This window comes from Bacillus sp. AFS029533 (genome assembly GCF_002585125.1).
GTDB lineage: Bacteria > Bacillota > Bacilli > Bacillales > Bacillaceae_G > Gottfriedia > Gottfriedia luciferensis_B.
This window is the reverse complement of the sequence record NZ_NUQC01000046.1, coordinates 1-20,464: the sequence shown is the minus strand read 5'-3', so window position 1 is coordinate 20,464 and position 20,464 is coordinate 1. Positions and strand designations below refer to the sequence as shown.

The 20,464-nt window shown below is 32.3% G+C and carries 26 protein-coding genes; 8 read left to right on the top strand and 18 right to left on the bottom strand.

The genetic code is table 11. The features are described 5' to 3' along the window. Window positions 1-105: 105 nt before the first annotated feature. The 3 genes from COE53_RS20750 to COE53_RS20740 form a co-directional block, all read right to left on the bottom strand. The gene (locus COE53_RS20750; RefSeq protein WP_091022218.1) at window positions 106-516 is read right to left on the bottom strand and encodes a hypothetical protein; all 411 of its coding nucleotides are present in this window, start codon (window positions 514-516) and stop codon (window positions 106-108) included. Between the two features lie 119 nt (window positions 517-635). Then, the gene (htpX, locus tag COE53_RS20745; RefSeq protein ID WP_091022216.1) at window positions 636-1,508 is read right to left on the bottom strand and encodes a protease HtpX; all 873 of its coding nucleotides are present in this window, start codon (window positions 1,506-1,508) and stop codon (window positions 636-638) included. A gap of 175 nt (window positions 1,509-1,683) precedes the next feature. Continuing rightward, the gene (locus tag COE53_RS20740; protein WP_069034379.1) at window positions 1,684-1,866 is read right to left on the bottom strand and encodes a hypothetical protein; all 183 of its coding nucleotides are present in this window, start codon (window positions 1,864-1,866) and stop codon (window positions 1,684-1,686) included. 207 nt (window positions 1,867-2,073) lie between these two features. Here COE53_RS20740 and COE53_RS20735 point away from each other — a divergent pair, with 207 nt between their 5' ends. Beyond that, window positions 2,074-2,832, top strand: coding sequence for a L,D-transpeptidase family protein (locus tag COE53_RS20735; RefSeq protein ID WP_286143702.1), 759 nt, complete (start codon window positions 2,074-2,076; stop codon window positions 2,830-2,832). A 295-nt stretch (window positions 2,833-3,127) separates the two neighbouring features. Here COE53_RS20735 and COE53_RS20730 read toward each other — a convergent pair whose 3' ends face one another. Together COE53_RS20730 and COE53_RS20725 are read right to left on the bottom strand one after the other, a co-directional pair. Continuing rightward, a complete protein-coding gene (locus COE53_RS20730) occupies window positions 3,128-3,562 on the bottom strand; it encodes a hypothetical protein (RefSeq protein WP_069034381.1) in 435 nt (144 codons plus the stop codon). Between the two features lie 101 nt (window positions 3,563-3,663). Continuing rightward, window positions 3,664-4,197 (bottom strand): hypothetical protein, encoded by a 534-nt coding sequence (locus COE53_RS20725; protein ID WP_091022212.1) that lies wholly within the window; start codon window positions 4,195-4,197, stop codon window positions 3,664-3,666. A 114-nt stretch (window positions 4,198-4,311) separates the two neighbouring features. Between COE53_RS20725 and COE53_RS20720 the strand changes: the two genes are divergently transcribed. After that, window positions 4,312-5,508 carry a macrolide family glycosyltransferase gene (locus COE53_RS20720; RefSeq protein ID WP_098948654.1) on the top strand — a complete coding sequence of 399 codons (1,197 nt, stop codon included), beginning with the start codon at window positions 4,312-4,314 and terminating at the stop codon, window positions 5,506-5,508. Window positions 5,509-5,650: 142 nt separating this feature from the next. Here the strand turns inward: COE53_RS20720 and COE53_RS20715 are convergent, their stop codons facing one another. After that, the gene (locus COE53_RS20715) at window positions 5,651-6,487 is read right to left on the bottom strand and encodes an alpha/beta fold hydrolase (RefSeq protein WP_091022208.1); all 837 of its coding nucleotides are present in this window, start codon (window positions 6,485-6,487) and stop codon (window positions 5,651-5,653) included. A gap of 551 nt (window positions 6,488-7,038) precedes the next feature. Between COE53_RS20715 and COE53_RS20710 the strand changes: the two genes are divergently transcribed. Then, complete coding sequence (locus tag COE53_RS20710; RefSeq protein WP_091022206.1) at window positions 7,039-7,596, top strand: NADPH-dependent FMN reductase; 558 nt, start codon at window positions 7,039-7,041, stop codon at window positions 7,594-7,596. A gap of 100 nt (window positions 7,597-7,696) precedes the next feature. After that, entirely contained in the window at window positions 7,697-8,341 is a 645-nt protein-coding gene (gene ycaC / locus COE53_RS20705; protein ID WP_069034386.1) for an isochorismate family cysteine hydrolase YcaC, read from the top strand. Between the two features lie 201 nt (window positions 8,342-8,542). Here the strand turns inward: ycaC and COE53_RS20700 are convergent, their stop codons facing one another. The 5 genes from COE53_RS20700 to COE53_RS20680 all read right to left on the bottom strand — a co-directional run bounded on the left by COE53_RS20700 (window position 8,543) and on the right by COE53_RS20680 (window position 12,662). Continuing rightward, window positions 8,543-9,250: a DNA alkylation repair protein gene (locus COE53_RS20700; protein ID WP_069034387.1), complete on the bottom strand. Its 708-nt coding sequence runs from the start codon at window positions 9,248-9,250 to the stop codon at window positions 8,543-8,545. 144 nt (window positions 9,251-9,394) lie between these two features. Continuing rightward, window positions 9,395-9,982, bottom strand: coding sequence for a hypothetical protein (locus tag COE53_RS20695; protein WP_069034388.1), 588 nt, complete (start codon window positions 9,980-9,982; stop codon window positions 9,395-9,397). A gap of 160 nt (window positions 9,983-10,142) precedes the next feature. Continuing rightward, window positions 10,143-10,571, bottom strand: coding sequence for a hypothetical protein (locus COE53_RS20690; protein ID WP_069034389.1), 429 nt, complete (start codon window positions 10,569-10,571; stop codon window positions 10,143-10,145). A gap of 278 nt (window positions 10,572-10,849) precedes the next feature. Then, window positions 10,850-11,557: a hypothetical protein gene (locus COE53_RS20685; RefSeq protein ID WP_069034390.1), complete on the bottom strand. Its 708-nt coding sequence runs from the start codon at window positions 11,555-11,557 to the stop codon at window positions 10,850-10,852. 139 nt (window positions 11,558-11,696) lie between these two features. Next, window positions 11,697-12,662: an endonuclease/exonuclease/phosphatase family protein gene (locus tag COE53_RS20680; RefSeq protein ID WP_175495586.1), complete on the bottom strand. Its 966-nt coding sequence runs from the start codon at window positions 12,660-12,662 to the stop codon at window positions 11,697-11,699. Between the two features lie 322 nt (window positions 12,663-12,984). On the opposite strand from COE53_RS20680, the gene COE53_RS20675 reads away from it, so the two are divergent. Further along, a complete protein-coding gene (locus COE53_RS20675) occupies window positions 12,985-13,167 on the top strand; it encodes a hypothetical protein (protein WP_069034392.1) in 183 nt (60 codons plus the stop codon). Between the two features lie 125 nt (window positions 13,168-13,292). Here the strand turns inward: COE53_RS20675 and COE53_RS20670 are convergent, their stop codons facing one another. From COE53_RS20670 to COE53_RS20660, 3 genes are all read right to left on the bottom strand, one after another. Then, window positions 13,293-14,093, bottom strand: coding sequence for a DUF817 domain-containing protein (locus COE53_RS20670; RefSeq protein ID WP_084006958.1), 801 nt, complete (start codon window positions 14,091-14,093; stop codon window positions 13,293-13,295). Window positions 14,094-14,168: 75 nt separating this feature from the next. Further along, window positions 14,169-14,387, bottom strand: a complete 219-nt coding sequence (locus COE53_RS20665; protein ID WP_069034394.1) for a helix-turn-helix domain-containing protein — start codon at window positions 14,385-14,387, stop codon at window positions 14,169-14,171. Between the two features lie 9 nt (window positions 14,388-14,396). After that, a complete protein-coding gene (locus COE53_RS20660) occupies window positions 14,397-14,879 on the bottom strand; it encodes a DUF2975 domain-containing protein (protein WP_069034395.1) in 483 nt (160 codons plus the stop codon). Window positions 14,880-15,211: 332 nt separating this feature from the next. Here COE53_RS20660 and COE53_RS20655 point away from each other — a divergent pair, with 332 nt between their 5' ends. Genes COE53_RS20655 through COE53_RS20645 form a run of 3 tightly spaced genes read left to right on the top strand, consistent with a single transcriptional unit; the run spans window position 15,212 to window position 16,556 of the window. Continuing rightward, entirely contained in the window at window positions 15,212-15,553 is a 342-nt protein-coding gene (locus tag COE53_RS20655) for a PadR family transcriptional regulator (protein WP_069034396.1), read from the top strand. Further along, complete coding sequence (locus COE53_RS20650; RefSeq protein ID WP_069034397.1) at window positions 15,550-16,032, top strand: hypothetical protein; 483 nt, start codon at window positions 15,550-15,552, stop codon at window positions 16,030-16,032. The genes COE53_RS20655 and COE53_RS20650 overlap by 4 nt, the downstream gene beginning before the upstream one ends. Beyond that, the gene (locus COE53_RS20645; protein ID WP_069034398.1) at window positions 16,029-16,556 is read left to right on the top strand and encodes a permease; all 528 of its coding nucleotides are present in this window, start codon (window positions 16,029-16,031) and stop codon (window positions 16,554-16,556) included. Before COE53_RS20650 ends, COE53_RS20645 begins: the two co-directional genes overlap by 4 nt. Window positions 16,557-16,794: 238 nt before the next feature. Here the strand turns inward: COE53_RS20645 and COE53_RS20640 are convergent, their stop codons facing one another. The 4 genes from COE53_RS20640 to COE53_RS20625 all read right to left on the bottom strand — a co-directional run. Further along, window positions 16,795-17,454: a serine/threonine-protein kinase gene (locus COE53_RS20640; protein ID WP_069034399.1), complete on the bottom strand. Its 660-nt coding sequence runs from the start codon at window positions 17,452-17,454 to the stop codon at window positions 16,795-16,797. A 95-nt stretch (window positions 17,455-17,549) separates the two neighbouring features. Next, a complete protein-coding gene (locus tag COE53_RS20635) occupies window positions 17,550-18,020 on the bottom strand; it encodes a DUF4825 domain-containing protein (RefSeq protein ID WP_069034400.1) in 471 nt (156 codons plus the stop codon). A 170-nt stretch (window positions 18,021-18,190) separates the two neighbouring features. Then, window positions 18,191-19,459, bottom strand: coding sequence for an MFS transporter (locus COE53_RS20630; RefSeq protein ID WP_069034533.1), 1,269 nt, complete (start codon window positions 19,457-19,459; stop codon window positions 18,191-18,193). Between the two features lie 210 nt (window positions 19,460-19,669). Then, the coding region (locus tag COE53_RS20625) for an RNA-guided endonuclease InsQ/TnpB family protein (RefSeq protein WP_286162610.1) at window positions 19,670-20,464 on the bottom strand (795 nt) is incomplete at its 5' end.

Genomic DNA, 20,464 nt, shown 5'->3' with positions numbered 1-20,464 from the left:
ACAAGGTTGTTTTTCAAAAGGTTGAAAAGGAACTTCTTTTAATTAGAAGTTCCTTTATTCATAGTTGTATATTTAACTTTCAAACATTTTTTGGACTTCTAACCTTTATTTATTTTCTATTTTCACCATTAATTTACCATCTTTATAAATTGTTAAGTAAACAGTATCACCAACTTTCAAGGCAGAGTGAGAATTTTTATCTATTATTTCTTTGTCAGTAAATCCATATTTCTCAGAATCATCACAAACAATTTGATACTGATTTTTATTATCTGGTTTTGGAAGTTCGATCACTTCACAAACACTAGTTTTTAGATTTGAATCTACGTTTATTAATTCTTCTTTATTAACCAGAGTAATTATTCTTTTTGATTTAGGAATTTGGGTAATAATGGGATGTGCTTTAGCATGATTAAAATTAATAATAGCAATAGATATGATAATTCCGAGGGTTATAACAAAGGTACCTAAAATTATTCCTACTGTCTTCAATTTTTCAATTTTATCTCTCTCCAAATTAAAGTACACCTCATCTTTTTAGTATCTATATTCCCTAAAACTAAATGAATTCCTTCTTTCAATTTCATGCAAAAAAAGGCTTTTTACACCGTTAAATGTAAAAAGCCTTTTAACTTTTATAATGATTTTAAACGTTCGATTCGTTTTTCTAATGGTGGATGCGTTGAGAATAATCTTGCAAATTTCTCTTTACCGCTAATTTTAAAAGCTGCAATTGATTTTTGACGATCATCAACTAATTTAATATTTCGACTTAATGATTCTAATGCATGAATCATGTTATCTTTCCCACCAAGTTCTGCCGCATACCTGTCCGCCTTAAACTCCCGTTTTCTTGAATGCCAGAAAATAATTGGACTACTTAAAATACTAAATACGATCTCAAATACTACTGAACAAAGAAAATAAACTACATAAGATAACTCTTCTCTTACAAAATTAGAAACTATTTTTGCAACTAAACGGGAGAAGAAAATGACAAAAGTGTTAATAATACCTTGTAATAATGTTGTTGTAACCATATCCCCATTTTTTATATGGGCAATTTCGTGTGCTAAAACACCACTAATCGCTGGACGATCCATTGTCTCGATCATACCACTAGAAACAGCTACTAAAGATCGTCTTTTACTAGGCCCTGTAGCAAAAGCATTAACTTCAACTGAATCATATACGCCCACCTGTGGCATCTTCTTTAAACCAGCAAGTTTTGCTAGCCGATAAGTCTCTTCTAGTACAAAATTTAAACGATCAGTTTGTGGAGAACGAGGATCAATTAATTTTATACCCATAACCCATTTGGCCATTATACGAGAAAATAACAATGAAATAATCGCTCCACTAAATCCTGCAATTACACTAAATGCAAGCAGTGCCCAGTATCCCCCATCGCCAATATAACGCGGTACACCTAATAATGTTGTAATCGTTGTTATTGTAATTAACACTAAAATATTAACAAAAATAAAGAAAGAAATACGTTTAAACAAAATCGTTCCTCCCTAGCTAATGACTTGAAAGACTATAATATTTAACTCTTATTCTTAAATATATAGTCTAGTTTCTTATACAATTAAAGAACATATTAAATTTCTTAAACTTATATTCTTTCATTCTACTATATAACTCGAAAATTGTTGTATTAGATTTCTCAAATTTTACGACTTATGAAAGTTTGCTAGATTTCCTCCAAATTAAAGTAAAGAATAGGATTAAGATCCCTACTGAAAATCCAATAATTTGATCTAATAAAAATTCACCCGTTTTAATTAAATGAATGACAAAAGTCCCACCAAAAATAATGATGATTAGGAATGATAGTTGGAGCATATAATTATTAATTTTCATCATTTCACCTCCACTATTGAAATATACTATTGTCTTACTAATTTAATAATACAGCTATATAAGTAAAAAGCACTATTCAATACCGTTACAATCGTCATGTTTTCCAGCAATTATGAGCAAATTTGAAAAATATGACACATGGACAACTCCTACCGTCATAGGATTAATTGATTAAGATTTTGAAAATTTAATTTGGGAGGGACGGTATTGATAAAAAAATGGCTTGCTGTTTTAATTTTAACCTGTCTTATGTTTGTAGGTATTGGTATTAAACCTAGTCAGGCTGCTACATCTCAGTTCATTATAATTAATAAATCAACAAATCAACTAGCTTATTATGAAAATGGTAAACTCTACAAAGTTTTTAAAGTAGCCACTGGTAAAAGTCCATCTCTAACGCCAGAAGGTAAGTTTAAAGTCGTAAATAAGATTGTGAATAGACCTTACTATACGGGTCATATTCCTGGCGGTGATCCACGGAATCCACTCGGAAACCGTTGGCTTGGATTAAATGCACGTGGTACATGGGGAACTACATATGCCATCCACGGTAACAATAACCCAAGTTCGATTGGCAAATACGTCAGTCATGGCTGTGTGAGAATGTATGATAATGAAGTAGAATGGCTCTTTGATAGAGTAAAATTGAGCACACCTGTAGTCATTACAACTTCAAGTAAATCATTTGACTCAATAGCAAATGCAAATGGATATAAAGTAACAAGTAGTAGTGGTGGTTCAAATGCTGTTATCCCAACTGGAACTGTATTAAAAAAGGGAAATCGTGGAGCTATAGTTAAAAAGCTTCAACAAAAGCTTACAGTTCTCGGCTATAGTACTAAAGGTATCGATGGTATATTTGGAAACAATACAGACCAAGCCGTGCGCAAATTTCAAAAAGACCGGCATTTAAAAGTAGATGGAATTGTAGGACCTGCTACGATTAAAGCACTTGGCGGTTTATAAGTTCAACTATTAATAGAGGATCTTCCTCTATTTTTTTATTTCTAGTAATCTTTTTGTTCTACAACCTAAGCTTTATTATTTTTAACCAATTTACAATTAGATCCATTAGCTCCAATTAATTTCGTTGGTTCATCTTTGATGTATAAGAAACTAAACTTTTCGATAATTGCTCTACTCTCTTTAATATTAAAAACCCTCTATCATATTAATTCTCTTTATGTAAAAATTTATTAACGATTATTCGAATGTAAAATTTCCATAGTGTTTTTTACTAAATTAGTAGTTTTTTAATAAACTACTCACTTGCCAAAATTAATTTTCTTGTTTTGCTATTATATATTTTGTAACTTACTTCAAAATTATGATCCTTTGTAACTGTCACCTTACAATAATATGGTACGGATTTCCCATAAGCGTCCAGTTTAGGAATATCTCTATAAGTAAATATTTCATCTGTATCTTGCATATAAAAATCTGCTTCAGAGGTCCGGCTTGAACTATCAATTTCTATAACACATCTTCCGCTTACTACATCATATTGTTTAAATAAAACATTTTTAAGACTTGGAAGAGTAAACGTTAAAAGTAATACACCAAGTAATAAACATCCAATGCTTTTACTGATATTTACCAATGAGTATACACGATCAATAAACATTGGCATAAATATAAATCCTGCACTTAGTATCAAAATCAATCCTGCTATGAGCATAGAATAATATGTTAACATTTTTTCACTTCCTATAATTATAAAACTACAAACTTTCTATTATGTAGGCAATTTTTTTTCATCTATTCCAACCTGATTAAAAATTAATCGATATTCTAGAATTATTCTCGATTCTCAAAATCTAGTAATCTTAAACAATTTCTTTCTTCATCATCAATATGCATTGAGGTGATATCTTCTATCTTGAATATTGATTCTCCATCGTATTCACCATATTGGTTTATGATTGATAAAACGAGGATATGGTCTTCTTTGCGCTTAATGATACCTTGTAGGTTGGCATTTCCCAATAATTCTACCAAAATTAAAAATTTATTTTGATAAGCAAAATCAAGAATACCCTCCATTAAATTTTTATTTTCCAATTCAAGCTTCATATGGGTTTGTTTCTTAGTTATATACAGTTTTTTTATTTTTCGTAGATAGCGAGAATCTAAATTAATTTGAAAAATAGTTTCTGTTTTCATTAATGAAAAGCCATCGTACATTCCATTAGGGGTAATATTAGCTAAAATTACATAGTCATCTGATACATAAAGAACCTTCGCAACAGCACATACATCAACATCCCCTAAATCATTATAAATTTCAGCGAAGTCTTCTGTATTTGTTAAATTAATTAATTGTTCCTTCAAGCATCATCACCTCTATTATTTTTATTTTTTACTTTAACATTATACAATGTTATTTAATTAAGTTTAATCAAATTACTTTTATATAGGTATAAATTGAACCAAGGAGTGTTTGGAATGGCTCGAGTTTTATTTATTAATGGGGGCTCAGAGGGGCATATTAATCCTACTATTGCAGTTGTAGAAGAGCTTATTTCACGAGGTGAAGAGGTTGTCTACTTTTCGATAGAGTCTTTTCGAGATCGAATTGAAAAGACTGGAGCTACAATGCGGACAATTGATGAACAAAAATTTATTAAAGCCTTTCTCTCAGGTGGTCGAACTCATTTACTTGAACGAATCAATGGTCTATTACATACAGCAGATATCGTAATACCTAGTATTCTTGAACAGATTAAAGGGGAGCATTTCGATTACATCATACACGATTCAATGTTTGGTTGTGGACGTTTAATTGCTCAAATTCTTAATCTTCCCGCTATCAGTTCCTGTACTTCTTTTGCAGAGACTAAAGAAACATTCGATAAAATGTTGGAAAAGCAATCAAAAAATATCCCCAAAGAGATACTTGTACCGATTAATCTTGAATTTAAGAAACTGTCATTAAATATTAAGAATAAATATGGTGTAGAGATCAATTCATATTATGAAGTATTTTGTAATCCCGCACCATTAACAATCGTATATACAACTAAAGAGTTTCAACCTGATGGGGATGTCTTTAATCATACATATAAATTTGTCGGTCCATCTATCGGTTCTCGAATACAACAAGATCCCTTTGACCTTTCTACCTTTAAACGTAAAAGTCCAATCTATATTTCTCTGGGAACTGTTTTTAACCGCTCAATTGATTTTTATAAGTTATGTTTTGAAGCATTTGGAAATAGTGAACACGCAGTCATAATGTCGATTGGTAAACATACCAATCTAGGTGATTTAGGAATTATTCCTTCAAACTTTATTGTAAAACAATTTGTTCCACAGACCGAAGTACTAAAATATACTAAATTATTTATTACTCATGGTGGAATGAATAGCACAAGTGAGGGTCTCTATTTTGGAGTTCCATTAATCGTAATCCCACAAAACGCTGATCAGCCAATCATTGCAGAGCAAGTAGCCAAGATTGGTGCAGGTTTGCAATTACAATCACAAAATTTAACACAAATTCAACTACGTGAAGCCGCAGAAAAAGTGTTAAAAAATAACTCGTCCTACAATAAAGCAATCGACAGCATAAAGAAATCTTTTCGAGAAGCCGGAGGGTATCACCAAGCTGTTAAAGAGATTTTCCAGTTTATTAATAAATGAAGAGTTTCATTAGACTTCTAAAACTAAAATGAGAGCCGATGTTCGGCTCTCAAATTTATTTATATTTGTCGTCACGAAAGAGTAAAGTTAAGCTATTATTTTTGAGGAACTACTTGTCTTCCTTATATAAAAACTATATTAATTACTCTTTTAAAAATGTTAGTAACGCTTCATTAAATTCTTTTGGATGAGTCGCGTTTAATCCATGCGGACCACCCTTTATTAGAGCGAGCTTACTACCAGGAATGGACTCATATGTACGTTTACCACTTAACTCAAAAGGTACAGTTGCATCAGAGTCACCGTGAATAATAAGAGTAGGTATATCGAACTTTTCCAAGTCCTTTCTAAAATCTGTTTTACTAAAGGCCGTTATACAATCGAGCGTTCCCTTAGGTGATGCGCTAGCTGCGATATCCCGATTATATAAACGGAATGGTTCACTAACTAAATCCGTTTGATTACCAGCCGAGAAAAATCCCTTCATAAATTTGTCAAGAAATGCAATGCGATCATTTATCACGCCTCTTTTGAATTCTTCAATTGTCGCATCATCTAATGCTCCTTCGGGATGATCATCTGATTTGTATAAATAAGGAGGAACTGCTCCAGCAAAAACAGCCTTTTCAATACGATCTGTTCCATAGCTGCTAATATATCGAGCTACCTCTCCTCCACCCATAGAAAAACCAACAAGTGTGGCATTCTTAAGATCTAAATGTTTTAACAGTTTATGTAAATCAGAAGCAAAAGTATCATATTCATATCCATTCCACGGCTGAGATGATTTTCCAAAGCCTCGACGGTCATATGTTATGACTCTGTAACCTGCTTCAATAAGAGCTGGTACCTGGTATTCCCAAGAGCGTCCACTTAAAGGCCAACCATGAATTAATACGACGGGTTTTCCTGACCCATGGTCCTCATAATAAAGTTCAATTGGGGCATGATTTTCATTACCTACAGTTAATTTTGTCATTTAAATTTCCTCCCATGAATTTTCTTTATTAAACCGATATTCTTCCTTCTCTTCACAATAACTCTCTACTGCAAAACATTCTATCTTCCCTACTATTAAAATTGCAAATTAAAAATATTAATCAATTAATATATTTGATTACAATTTATTTGTTTAAGCCAAGGTGTGAAATTATTGAAAATATTGAAGAACTTAAATGGCAAAATCAAATTAGAGAATTCTAGATTTCTATGCAACTCAAATTGGCGTTTGGTATCACAGCCCTTCCTAAAATGTATGGCTTAAAATAGCATCGCCATTTTGTCAATTATTGTATATACGACTTAATGGGAGTTTTTTCCTTTGTCCGAAGTTATTTATTGTCTATAAAAAATAGCTGCTCGCATCCGAATCCCTGTTTCTAACCTCCGGACAATAAGAAATTGGATCGTTGTCACCCCCTTAAGCCAAAATAACTAATTAAATAAAAAAGATAAAAAGGTATAAAGCCACTTTTAAGATTTTGGAATATTATGGTAATATTTAGTTGATTTTAACAAAGGAGGGAATATATGTCTAATACAATCGGTCTTATTTGTGGTAGTTTACGAAAAAACTCTTATAATCGAATCATTGCTCAATCGTTAACAGAGATGGTTGATTCCCATCAATTTCGTTGGATTGAACTTAATGAACTACCTTTATTCAATGAAGACCTAGAAACAAGTGTTCCAGAAGCAGTGACATCATTTAAATCTGCTATCCAGGATGTTGACGGTATCATTATTGTAAGTCCAGAGTACAATTCTGGAATTCCAGGCGTATTAAAGAATGCATTAGACTGGGCATCAAGACCTCGCGAATCCGCTGTTCTTAGTAGAAAACCGGTTGGTTTAATTGGTGCAACTCCAGGGGGATTAGGTACTGTTTATGCTCAAATCCAAATCAGAGAAATACTAGAAGCTATGCAAGCCCATGTTCTACCATTTCAAAAAATGCTGATTTCCCAAGTTCATGAAAAAATTGATTCCGATCAGAAAGTGCTTACTGACGAACAAACAAAACGTTATCTTCAGCGTTATTTACACCAATTCATAAATTGGATAGATAAAACTCCTGTTTTAGATTAATAGAAGGAAACTAGGTATTTTAAAAAACTCAGTCTACCTTTTCTGATTGTTATAAACGAAGAAATTAATTCAATTACTTAATTTTTAGGAGGAATACATAATGTCTGATCTCTATTCTCGTATTAACAAAGATGAAGCTGTTGTTCTTTTAGTGGATCATCAAACTGGTCTGATGGCTGGCCTAGTGCGTGATTATGGTGTTGATGAATTCAAGAACAATGTTTTAGCTCTTGCTCATACTGCTAAGTTTTTTGATTTACCAGTTATTTTAACAACAAGCTTTGAAAATGGACCTAATGGACCACTTATGCAAGAATTAGTTGATCTTTTTCCTAACGCGCCAAAAATAGCTCGTCCTGGACAAATTAACGCATGGGATAATGATGATTTTGTAAAAGCAATCGAAGAAACCGGAAAAAAACAACTGATTATCGCAGGCGTAGTTACGGACGTTTGTGTTGCTTTCCCTGCACTTTCCGCTATAAATGCCGGGTATGAAGTATTTGCTGTTACTGATGCTTCAGGAACTTTTAGTAAACAAGTTGCAGATGCCGCTAATACGCGTATGGCCCATAGTGGTGTGCAACTATTGAACTGGTTTAGCGTAGCTTGCGAATTACAACGCGATTGGCGTAACGATGTCGAAGGCTTTGGCAATTTGCTTGCTAGTAATCTCCCAGGTTATCAAAATATAATTGGGAGCTATATGGCAGCTCAGCGAAATCTCAGTAAACAAAATGCATAAATTTAGCGCTTATTTAATCAGCGCTCCTTTTTAAATAAAGTTTAGCAACGCTTTTATTTTTACGATTACAGCTGAAACCAACATAAAAAATAAAAAAGCCTAACTTTTTTATTTAAAGTAAAAGTTAGGCTTTTTTTTATATAAGGTTTTACAATTTTAAAAAGAGGGATCGCTCTGCTTTAATGCGTTTAATAAAAATCTTTAACATCTTACGTGCTTACGCTTAAATCCTAATAAACCTTTATCTAAATCCTTTTGAATTTTTTCAGAGCAAAGTAAAATGGTGCTTTTTTTCTTTTCCTTTTTCATTTCGACTGGTCCAATTGCTTTTGCAGTTTCAACTGCTTTTTCATGTTGAGGTACATATGAAATTGCTACTGTATAAACAAAATTATTCATCGCAGATTTTGTTCGTTCTGGAGATTCATGTATTGTATCTTTCACCTGGTCAAGCAGATTAGAAATCTTGAGTGCGTCAAATTCAGTATCCGAGCGATTCCCTAATAGCCAACAGTAACAGCTCCAACCAGCTGACATTTTAAGTTCATCTCCGCTTGCAATCCATTTATCGGCTACCTCTTGCGCAATATCGGCTTCAGCTAAAGTAACTGCAACTACATAGTCTGAAAGCATATAGAAATAAGCTCCATCAATCCAACTTTCAAAGTCTTCTTCAGTCATTTTCAAAGGCTCTGCAATTATCCCCGCAAAATACATGGCATCGTAATTACCTGTTGCATATAATTGATTGGCTAATTGCTGATCCATTTTAATTTTCTTAGCAATCGGCTTCATTGCCCCTGTTGCCACTCCAAATAGTGGCTCATGTGCCCCGTTACTTATGTATGTCTTTTTTGTCCGTTCCTTACCTAGTGCTTCTAGCTCCTGCATAACCGTTTCCAATTCCACCGTTTTACACTTCCTATCTTCACATTCCCACTTCTTTATTTCCTTTTATCCAAAGTTTTTATTAAGCAATAATAAATTAGTACAAATAGATATATCACATTTTACAAAATAAAGTTAACTGTTAAATATTAAGATTTTGTCCTTTTATAAAGATACAAATTTAGATCCTTTAAGTAAGTTATTTAACTTTTTTACTTGTTCCTTAGAATAAATACCAACTAAACAATCTTGTCCTCCTAAATCTAGAATATAAACCCTCTTATCCGTATTTTTTATTTCTAATAAATCATTAAACTGAACAATAATTTGCTCATCGATCCAGTCATCATTTACTTCTAACTTCCAACAATAATCTTTTTCATCTAAAGTAAACGAAATTGATGCCTCTTGATTTTCAATATCTACATTATCTTTAATATTTTTAAAATCTAAGTAATTTTTAGATAAGTCTCTAATTCTTTCTGCAATGCGAACATAATCTCCTGTGTCCTCAATACATTCCGTATCCAAATACCATATTTCATTTGAACAGTAATTTTCGTTTAGCTCCAATTCACTTCCTAATGCAATAAGTAGTAATAGGTAAGGTTCTCTTTCAAATTCTTCTTCACTATACTCAGCAAGAATTAATTCTTCATTTATAATTGGATTTAATTGTATACCAATCTTTTGCAATTCACATAATTGTTCACTGAAGCTTACCTTCTTTTTAAATTTAAAGAAACGAAACATTCAATCACCAACTTAAAGTTTAATTATTCATTTTGCTATTTGAACTACTATCATATTATATCATTTCTTAAACTACTAAATATCCAATCAATTCTTTCTTATAACAGCAAAAAAAAATAAGTTGCCATGACAACTCATTTACTAAAACATTATTTAATTATTACAACTCTATATAGTTTATTATATTTTTTATTGATTTGGCATTCTCAATACCAACACTCCGAAATCCATTAAATCCATTAATTTTTATGATGGCACCATTCTTTGTGAACCAAAGTAATGAACTATATTCAACAGTTTCATCTATTGGACTTCTGAATGATAACTGAACATCATATGTAGCTAAATCAACAATTGGTTTTTCAATTTTTTTACTAAATAAATAGATCTCTTCTAATTTATTTAATTTTACTTGTTTTTCTACTTTAACTGGATTAAATTTGATTACATTTTTCCCGAACTTTGTGTAGTTATAACCAATGCATATTTCATTCCTTGCTTTGGTATTCTTCATTTTTTCAAAATAAAATCCACCTAAGCATAAAGCTAGGATGGCTACGCTTATCAAAAATATATTTGGCTTTCTCAAATATTGCCCCTCCGTAAAAAAGATCAGCTTCCCAATATGTTATAACCATATTTTACCATCTTTGAAAGTAGTTTAATATAAAAAATGTGCTAGTTTCATCTATAATTTCACATATTTTACTAGTGTTTTTCGAAGACTAGATTTTGATGGGATTGCACATAATGGATTTGAATTTTGTCCTATGTAGTGGAATTATTATGTAAAGCAAAAACTCGCTAAAAATATAATTAGCGAGTCAATTTTTGTATTTAAATATAGGTGTATATGTAGTTAAAACATTACTTTGGTATAAATTTTCCAATCTCATTTGATAAAATCGAAGTATCCCACGGGTACCAGTAGTAATTAGCACCGTCAAATTCAATCGTATACTTATAAGCGATTGGTTCATCTGTATATAATACAATTTCATAGTGAGTAGAATCTGTATGATCATTGTTTGGTTGAAAATTTGAATCTTCCTTACTATTCTTTAAAATATCCAGGAAGTTAACTATTTTTCCTTTGTCTTTTATCTCAGATATCTTTTTCGCGCTAGGTGAATAAGATTGGTAGATTTCAATCAGATCTACTTTTTCGATTGGTACATCTTTAAAATACCACTTATAATCAGTTGTTCCTTTTGCATAATAAATTCTATATCCATTTATGGCAGTTTTATCCTTTAAGGCAATTAATTCAGGATTACCCTTGATTGAATAAATGTCCGTTCCTTTTTCGTGGAATGCTGCATCTCCATCTTTAATTTTATAATTAGAATTTGTGACATGATCTGCTACCCTGAATTTTACTTCCCCTATTTTTTCATCAATAAATTTTTCATTAGCTAAAATTCCTGATTGGATGCCATTGTACTCAACACCATTCCATCGAACAAAGTCTACCCAATCTATAATTGATTGGCTTTCTGAAGATGTGAAACGACAAGCAACAAGTAGTAAAGGCAATATGATAAACGTTAGCTTGAACAGACTAACTCTTTTCATTAAAACCTCCTTAAAAATTGTTTATTTTACATAGTATTCAATTTCAATAATGAAATGCCCTTCATAGAATTAATAAGGTTGAATAGAAATGACCGCCTTGTGTAAAATTGCGGTCATTTCTTATTTATTCAGTAGTTAACTAATGATCATCATGATTGTATTTCAAACTTAATCTTGAAAATAACCCTGCATGATCCGATGGCCAAAGACCAGTTTTTGTTCTGTCACTCTGTGAGTTTCCAATTAGATGAGCCGATAGTGGATTCCAGCCATTTTTATAATAGATATAATCTACTCTTTCGTTCAACAAAGACACTGAATTTAATAGGTTTGGTGCTTGATGTCCAGTAAATCCTAGTCCTATTCCAACGAAATTCCATAAATCATTTAAGCCCGCATTAACAAATAGATTGTATGTCGTGCTATTAGGAACAGCATTCATATCTCCAGAAATAATAACTGGTAACTGTGTATTTGCAGGCCCTAGAAGGATTTCGGTTGCTTGAGCATTACGAACAGCTTCGTCATTTGGTTCCAAATGTGTATTAATTAATTTGAAAACTTTCCCCCCTTTTCTTACTTCTAAGGAGGACCATCCGCGAAGCACTGTTATAGCTTGTCCTCCTACGGGTAAAGTTAAATTTGTTTGAAAGTTTGCTTCCTGTTTACTTAGTATTTTCCATTCAGAATCTTTCCGAATCAATATGGCATCCCTATCTAAATATTGAACTAAATTTCCATTAAGATCAGGTAGGCCTACCGATAGATTATCGTTCTTAGCTCCAATTTTGTATTTCAATCCAAGTTTTTCTAATTCTCCTATTAATAATTCAATAAAATCGAAAGTAACAATCCCAAATGTAGGGATAATTAGCTGTAATAATTCAGCCTCTTGTAAACCTATAAAATCAGGTTTTTCTTTTGCGATTCCTTTAGCAATTGCCTTTACGCGAGTAGTTATGTCAGTTGCTAGAAATTGCTGAAATACTTCTGTTACGCGCTGGGGAATTTGTGCCAGTGTTGTTCCTATTAACGGCGTGAGATCCGCTCCTAAATAAAGATTCCACGTTTGAAAAGATACATCATGTTTATGCTTTGAACTCAATTATTCTTCACTCCTATTATGATTAATCTCTATTAATAGATGAAAGAGAATAATAAGTGAAACGGCGTTTATATTAAAAAGTAGTTAAATGATAGGAAAGAAATAGTGTCGACTATACATCGATGTAAAAAGAACTAGAATACTATTTAATCTATTAAATAGTATTCTAAACCCCACTCTCCTCTAAGTTTACTTTTAGTGTATTTATATGAAAACGATCTCAACTTTACCGTGACAAACGCACATTTTTTATAAAAGCTCGTTTTTGAAAGCACTTACATTCTACTTGCACATAAAATATATTGAATGGAGGGATGAATGAATGGAAAGAATTTTTTTAATGTTAGCTAGTATTATTGCTGGTTTTGCTTTAATCAAAATGCCTTTAGCAGGCACATTCTTATCAAGTGTAGAGCCATTAACAGATTTAATTGGTATTTTAGCTATTTTAATTTTCTCCCTTTTCCTAATATACAAAGGGTTTATGAATCTTATCGGTAAGTAGGCAGTATATTAGGTTTAGGCATCTTATTAAAATATACTAACGATACAAATTATTAATAAACCTGTATCTGATTACTAGTTAATCTTTGATACAGGTTATTTTTTTGATTTCAAACATATAAACTTCTACATATTTTTACTTTTTTTAGTGTCTTTCCTTTTAATTGAATTATTTCCTTTAACTCGCTTTAAGGTAGCTACGATCAGAAAGCTTACAATAACTAATAATAGCCATGAACTTACTTTACCTAGATGAACTAAACTCCATGCAACCGACTGATTAGGATATTGCCAAGCACCAAAAAACGTTGCAATATTTTCGGCTATCCATATAAAAAATCCGATTAGTACGAAAGAAAGTGCGATTGGCATACGGTACCTGGTCCCATTAACTTCATAAGTGACCCAAGATTTCCAAAAAACAATTATTACAAGCCCTGATAACCACCAACGAACGTCTATCCAAAAATGGTGAGTAAAGAAATTCAAATAAATTGACGCTGCAAGTGAAGCAACTATCAAAAATGGTGGCCAATTAATTAGTTCAACATTCAGCCTTCTCCACGCTTGACATAAATAACTGGCAACACTTGCGTACATGAAACCACTATATAGTGGCACTCCAAATAGTTTTGAGTATCCTTCTCCAGGATATGCCCAAGAGCCCATATGTACCTTAAAAAGTTCAAGCGCAAGTCCAATTAGGTGAAAAAGTGTGATGACCTTTAATTCATCCAATGTTTCTAGCCTAGTACGCACCATTAACCACTGCATCAAAATACAGATCAATAGTAACCAATCATATCTTGGAAGAAATGGAAGTGGCACAATTTTAGTAAAAGCTAAAGAGGCAAAAATCACAACAGGAAAAATACATGATAAAGCCTGCTCCCAACCAAATCGAACAAGTTGTTTGAACGCTCTTATAAAATATGACTCATCCTTTTGAAGTATTAAATTCACAATTAGCTCTCCTTCATAATTTATATCAATCTTAACGATCTATTTGTTGTCTTCATCATTTTGGTACTCTAAAATATCTCCAGGTTGACAGTCTAAGGCATTACAAATCGCTTCTAAAGTTGCAAAACGTATCGCTTTTGCCTTACCGTTTTTCAAAATAGAAAGATTCGCCATCGTAATCCCAACCCTTTCCGAAAGCTCGGTTACACTCATTTTCCTTTTTGCTAACATCACGTCAATATTAATAATAATTGCCATGTTCTCACCTCAGACTGTTAAATCATTTTCTGATTTTATATCAATCGCTTCTTTCAAAAGCCTTTCGAGAACGGCTGCAAAGACTCCAATTACCAATGAAGCAAAAATCAAGACCATGCCAATAACGATTATTCCTGGAGCGTCATCCATATCAGCGATTAAATAAAAAAGTGGCAACCCTAGTACATACAAAACACTGATTGCGATTGCACTAAACTTTATTTTCTTTAAAGCGTTAACCGATAATTCCGAGAAAGCTTTGTTTTTATCAATGTAGCTTAAAAGTTTAAAAGCTTGATAAAGCGCAAAATAGAAAGGAACCGCTGCAGCATATAGATCTATAAAAATAAAAATTTTCATTAAAGCAATATTCGGATACAGTTCAGCAGCAAATTCCGCAATCTTCGGAACCACAAATATACACAATGCAAGAACTGGGAGACCAATAAGAATCACTACTATTTTTAAAAAGAGAGTTGACCCTCGTTTCATAAATGCACCTCACTAAATTATTTTCATTTTGAATTTACCATATAATTTATCGTTTTACAATAAATTATTGTTGTTTTTTATTATATTATTATTGTTATAAAAATATCCTTACATTCTTTAAATGATAAAAAAGCATTTCTCAACTAAAGAAATGCTCTTGTATAAACCTAATCATCCAATCTCTCCTTAGAAAGAGAAATTTTTTAAAATGTTGAAATAAATTAACAGAGTATATTTACTGTTAGTAACATATTACTGTAATTAACAGTATATTGTTATTAACAGTATGAAATTAATCTTTGGAAATACACAAATTTAGGAGGTTTATATTTATGAAACATACGGGCCGACATACTGGTGCATTTCTTTTATTGTTTTTAACAGAGGGAGATTGTTATGGAGGGAAACTTTTGCAAAAGTGTGAGGAAGAACTTCCAATTAATCCAATTGATAGTTCTATATTATATCGAACTCTAAAGCAATTAGAGACTGAAGGTGCTGTTGAGTCTTATTTAGGTAAATCCGAACAAGATAAACCGATCAAGATGTACAAAATTACTGAAGTTGGAAAAGAAAAATTAGAAGAATTTCAAATAAACATCGAAGAAAAGCTTAAAAATTTAACATTTTTCATAAACAAATACAATGAATGGAAGGAAGGAGAAGGATCATGATTAATGCATCGATCCTATACAGTTTAGCTATAATTCTTACTTGTATCTCTTTTATAAAAGATCGAAAGAAAACAAAAGATGCACTATTAAAGTCATGGAGAATGTTTTGTAATATTTTCCCTGAAATTTTAACGATTATGTTTTTTGTAGGACTATCCTTATCTTTATTAACGCCTTCACTCGTTTCATCAATTATTGGCCAACACTCTGGAGTGAAAGGAATAATACTATCTACATTAATTGGTTCAGTTGGACTAATTCCAAGCTTTATCGTTTTTCCTCTTGGAGAAACATTAGTCCAAAATGGTGCTGGACTCCCACAAGTAGCAGTATTAATGTCAACTTTAATGTCAGTAGGAATTATTACTTTACCTATGGAACAAAAATTATTTGGAAAAAGTTTTGCATATGCACGTAATGCAAGTGGACTTTTAATGTCTCTTTTATTTGCATATATAATATGGTTGGTGATGGTATGAGTCAATTAAAAAAATATCGTTTCTTTTTTATTTTATTAATAGCTTTCATCGTACTAACATTATTAAACCACTCACTTGGAATGAAAGCATTTCAGTTAACTGGAAATAGTATATTAAATATGTTATTTCTTCTTCCACCTGTTTTAATTTTTGTTGGCTTACTTGATAAATGGGTTGAAAAAGAAACTCTTATTAAATATATGGGAGATAAATCTGGCATTTACGGTGTTCTGTTTGCTCTTTTACTAGGAGGTATTGCAGCTGGTCCTCTATACCTAGCTTTTCCAATCGCGGTACTTTTATTGAAAAAAGGAGCAAGTATTCGCTATGTTGTTTTCTTTTTAGGAGTTTGGACAACGGCTAAACTACCTGTCGTTATCTATGAATTTGCTTCATTTGGTATTAAATTTACACTTATTCATCTATGTTTCGGCTTAGTATTTTACTATTTAATGGGACTCATTTTTGAGAAGTTTTATAATCATAAACAATTGTTAAATTATGAAAATCACAAAGATATTTAATGAAAACAGACTCTATTTTAATTAGGTCTTAGTGAAAAAAGAGTACAAAACTAAGAGCCAATTTATCCTCAACATAAATACTAAATGAATAACTGCAATCTAAAGAAGACTAGCCCGAATACTAGTCTTCTTTAAATGTCAATCGCTATTTCTTGTTTAGAATTCATTTGCAGTCACATAAAATGTTTAATTATAAAACCTATTGCACTTATCGTCACATATCTCAACGTGATCTATTTTAAATTTTCCTCTTCAATTTTTTGTAAAATCTGTATGAATGTCTAGTAAAATCCAAGAATTTCAACGGGATTTTAATAGGTACTTTATACAATGTTTTTTTATATAGTTTATAGTAAGCTTTGACTAGATCTTCCCACTTTTCATCTTTTCCTTTTTTGTAAAAATCAGATATATCTACAACGTACCCTCTACCATCTTTCATCATCACATTTTTTCCGTGAACATCGTATGGATTTAACCCACGACTGATCGCATACTTAAGCGCAATATTTACATCTTTAATCACACTTTCAGGTATTCGATCACCATTTGCAAGAGCGTTGTATAGGGTAATTCCCTCTAATCTTTTTAATACTAGGTATTTTTCACCAAATTGGATCAATTTCGAATATGCTGGATGCTCTCCTAATTGTTTATAGACTTGAACTTCTTTTTCTAAACCGTCTAGATCTTTTCCATACACCTTAACAACCACATTTGGTTCAGAATGGTGTATAAAAACAGCCGCATAATTACCTGATCCAATGCATTTCCAACCTTCTGGAATATTCTTAACGACAATTGGGTTATTTGGACGTTCACTCTTGAGGTTTACATTCGGAATTAGTTCCTTTTCAATTAGAACCTTAAATTCAGATTCATTTGTTAAAATAGACATTCGTTTACCCCTTTATATCCGTTTACTACTATTTCTCAATCTATTAACCTATTTAAAATTTATCAATCCCTTTAATAATGACTAAAAAAAAGACCTTATTTCTTAAAAAACTGATTTACTTTGCTTTTATCTTTTAAATTAGTGTGGACTAGTTCCTCTAGTTCCTTTTCATTCGTATATGAGCCTAAATCTTTTCCATACCATTGATCAAGTTGTTGTCTTGTCAAAGTATATTTTTGATCAGCAAAATCAAAAACAATCCATTCTACGTTTTTGATCAATGTAAATAAGTAAGTTGCATTATTTATTACTATATTTTTAGTATTTGCGGGTAAATTCTTATATTCAATCGTCACACCATAAGGCTTCTTTTTTGTTTGGAGTGACATTTGGGTGAATTCTTTATGATTCGGTAATTGTTTTATAATATTTCCTACAGCACTGTTATTACCGACATAAGAATTTTTATAATGAAAAATATCCTTACTTGTGTTTTTGCTTAAAGAACAGCTGGTTAAACTGATCAATAACATTATTAGTATGAAATAAGCTAAAAATTTTTTCATATTTCCCCCTTTGTAATTGAGCACGAATTCAATTCGCGGGCACAATTAAATATACGGTTTTACTAAGAATTTAATTAAACTTTTTATCAAGCATGCAAATTGTGAAATAGGAGCTGATTAATNNATTAATCAGCTCCTATTTCATCTTAATTATAAATTAAATTTGATTTTTACATTTGAAGCCCTTGTTCACGTTCTTTTTTTCCTCCACGTGACCAAATCACGACTGGAATAAGGATTAAAGACAAAGCTCCTCCAGCTAATGATAATGTTGCATAGCTTGAATTAGCTACAATCATTCCAGACAAAGCACCACCAGATGCTCCTGCTAGTGCAATAAATACATCAACAGTCCCTTGAGTTTTGGCACGTGTAGATGAATCTGTTGAATCAACAATTTGAGCAGTTCCACTTATTAGTCCAAAGTTCCAACCTAATCCTAGTAATGAAAGCGCAACTACTAGGAGAATCATTGAATCACTAGGTGCTAATGCAGCGGTCAATCCTGCTAAGAGTAGAGTCGCCCCAGACGCAATCGACATGGCAGTTCGACCGACTTTATCAACAAGAATTCCTGTAATCAATGAAGGAAGATACATCGAGCCAATATGAAACGCAATCACAATCCCTACTTCATTTAGTCCATGACCGTGATGTTCCATATGGATCGGTGTCATTGTCATAATAGCAACCATTACAATTTGTGTCAGCACCATAGTTGCGGCTCCAACAGCAATTCCCCTCTTGTTTTTAATACTTTCAACAGGTGATGAATTTTCCACATTAACTTGTTTTGTTTTATTTGACTCGATCATTTTTGCCATAATTAATGGGTCTGGATTAAGCATAACGAAAAGAAACAGACCAGCCAAAATAAAAGCAGTTGCAGATAAAATGAATGGACCTGCAAGTGCTGGCACGCCAATGGAGACAGCAAATTTCCCCATTGGGCCTACTAGGTTAGGACCTGCAACAGCACCAAATGTTGTGGAAACCATTGCAATACTAATCGCTTTTGCACGTTGTTTATTATTTGCTAAATCAGTTCCCGCATATCTAGCCTGCAAATTGGTTGCTGTTCCTGCACCGTATATCAAAAGTGAGGCAAATAAAAGGATAATACTGTTTGTCATTGCTGCAATTACTACACCGATTGCACCAAGTCCACCAGTAAAAAATCCTGCAGCAAGCCCGATTCGTCGACCAAATCTTTGCGAAAGCCTACCAACAATTAATGCCGCTCCTGCTGAGCCTAGTGTAAAAAGGGATGCTGGCAGACCAGTAAAAGCATCTGTTCCAAGCATTTGTTGAGCTAATAGTGCACCGACTGTAACTCCGGCAGCTAATCCTGCTCCACCAAAAATTTGCGAAATGCTAACCATCAATAGAGTCCGTTTATATAGCATCTTTTGTTTTTCCTCTGAATTTACATAATCCATTGCAAAATTATGCGCTCGGTTATTCAATTAAACACCGTTGCCAAAAACTTATAAAAATCAATAAAAAACATTATTTTTAATAGATTTCGTTTATTTCCCTTTTCTACGTGTCCGATTTTGCCTAGTTAGGCTACTTTCGTTTGGTCTAACACTCCAAGGGCGTAAATTCGGATACAACGAATCCTACATATTAGTAATGACGTCTAGGTATCAGTTTACTAATTTATATCGTGACAAGTTGATTGCTGCGTTTATATCTCGATCGATTTCATGACCGCATTCACATTTGTATAATCGGTCTGATAGATTTAAATCATTTTTCTTATTCCCACAACTTGAACACGTTTTAGAAGATGGGTACCATTGATTAGCTTCTACAAATTCAATGCCATATTTTTCACATTTATACTGAATTTGGCGTTTGAATTTAAATAAACACTGCTTTGCGATTGCTTTTGACAGGTGTTTATTCTTCATCATTCCCTTGATATTTATAGCTTCCATTACGATGCGATAAGGTTTGGTTTTCACGATTTCGCTCGTGGATTGATGAAGATGGTTTAGTCTGATATTCGTCAACCTTCTATAGAGGTGTTGTATTTTTTTTTCGATTTTTATAATGTTGCTTGTTTTGACGAAACGGTTTCCCTCCTTGTTTATTTCATATTTACGAGAAATTTGACGTTGCAACCTACGTATGCGTTTCTCTCCCCTTCTCACATTGCTTGTTTTGTTAATATTTTTCTTCCTAGTGCCATCTGAACAAACGGCTAACTCTTTAATTCCTACATCAATTCCAAGTGAGACATTTGTCAGTTCAACAATTGGTTTAGATTCTTCAATCCCTACAGAAAGATACCAGTATTTACCATCATTACTAATTCTAGGATTATAGTATTTTTTATCTGGTATACATTCGGAAACTACAACCCAACCGACTTTTTCAATCAATACTTTCTTTCCTTTTACTTTCAACTTCACATTTTCGTTATAAAAGGATGGTTT

What these genes read in the sequence shown, in the direction of transcription:
- COE53_RS20740 (WP_069034379.1), bottom strand. Translation starts at nt 1,866, where the DNA reads ATGAAAATTAATAATTATATGCTCCAACTATCATTCCTAATCATCATT.
- COE53_RS20730 (WP_069034381.1), bottom strand. Translation starts at nt 3,562, where the DNA reads ATGTTAACATATTATTCTATGCTCATAGCAGGATTGATTTTGATACTA.
- COE53_RS20720 (WP_098948654.1), top strand. Translation starts at nt 4,312, where the DNA reads ATGGCTCGAGTTTTATTTATTAATGGGGGCTCAGAGGGGCATATTAAT.
- COE53_RS20715 (WP_091022208.1), bottom strand. Translation starts at nt 6,487, where the DNA reads ATGACAAAATTAACTGTAGGTAATGAAAATCATGCCCCAATTGAACTT.
- COE53_RS20710 (WP_091022206.1), top strand. Translation starts at nt 7,039, where the DNA reads ATGTCTAATACAATCGGTCTTATTTGTGGTAGTTTACGAAAAAACTCT.
- ycaC (WP_069034386.1), top strand. Translation starts at nt 7,697, where the DNA reads ATGTCTGATCTCTATTCTCGTATTAACAAAGATGAAGCTGTTGTTCTT.
- COE53_RS20695 (WP_069034388.1), bottom strand. Translation starts at nt 9,982, where the DNA reads ATGTTTCGTTTCTTTAAATTTAAAAAGAAGGTAAGCTTCAGTGAACAA.
- COE53_RS20685 (WP_069034390.1), bottom strand. Translation starts at nt 11,557, where the DNA reads ATGAAAAGAGTTAGTCTGTTCAAGCTAACGTTTATCATATTGCCTTTA.
- COE53_RS20675 (WP_069034392.1), top strand. Translation starts at nt 12,985, where the DNA reads ATGGAAAGAATTTTTTTAATGTTAGCTAGTATTATTGCTGGTTTTGCT.
- COE53_RS20665 (WP_069034394.1), bottom strand. Translation starts at nt 14,387, where the DNA reads ATGGCAATTATTATTAATATTGACGTGATGTTAGCAAAAAGGAAAATG.
- COE53_RS20660 (WP_069034395.1), bottom strand. Translation starts at nt 14,879, where the DNA reads ATGAAACGAGGGTCAACTCTCTTTTTAAAAATAGTAGTGATTCTTATT.
- COE53_RS20655 (WP_069034396.1), top strand. Translation starts at nt 15,212, where the DNA reads ATGAAACATACGGGCCGACATACTGGTGCATTTCTTTTATTGTTTTTA.
- COE53_RS20650 (WP_069034397.1), top strand. Translation starts at nt 15,550, where the DNA reads ATGATTAATGCATCGATCCTATACAGTTTAGCTATAATTCTTACTTGT.
- COE53_RS20645 (WP_069034398.1), top strand. Translation starts at nt 16,029, where the DNA reads ATGAGTCAATTAAAAAAATATCGTTTCTTTTTTATTTTATTAATAGCT.
- COE53_RS20640 (WP_069034399.1), bottom strand. Translation starts at nt 17,454, where the DNA reads ATGTCTATTTTAACAAATGAATCTGAATTTAAGGTTCTAATTGAAAAG.
- COE53_RS20635 (WP_069034400.1), bottom strand. Translation starts at nt 18,020, where the DNA reads ATGAAAAAATTTTTAGCTTATTTCATACTAATAATGTTATTGATCAGT.
- COE53_RS20630 (WP_069034533.1), bottom strand. Translation starts at nt 19,459, where the DNA reads ATGGATTATGTAAATTCAGAGGAAAAACAAAAGATGCTATATAAACGG.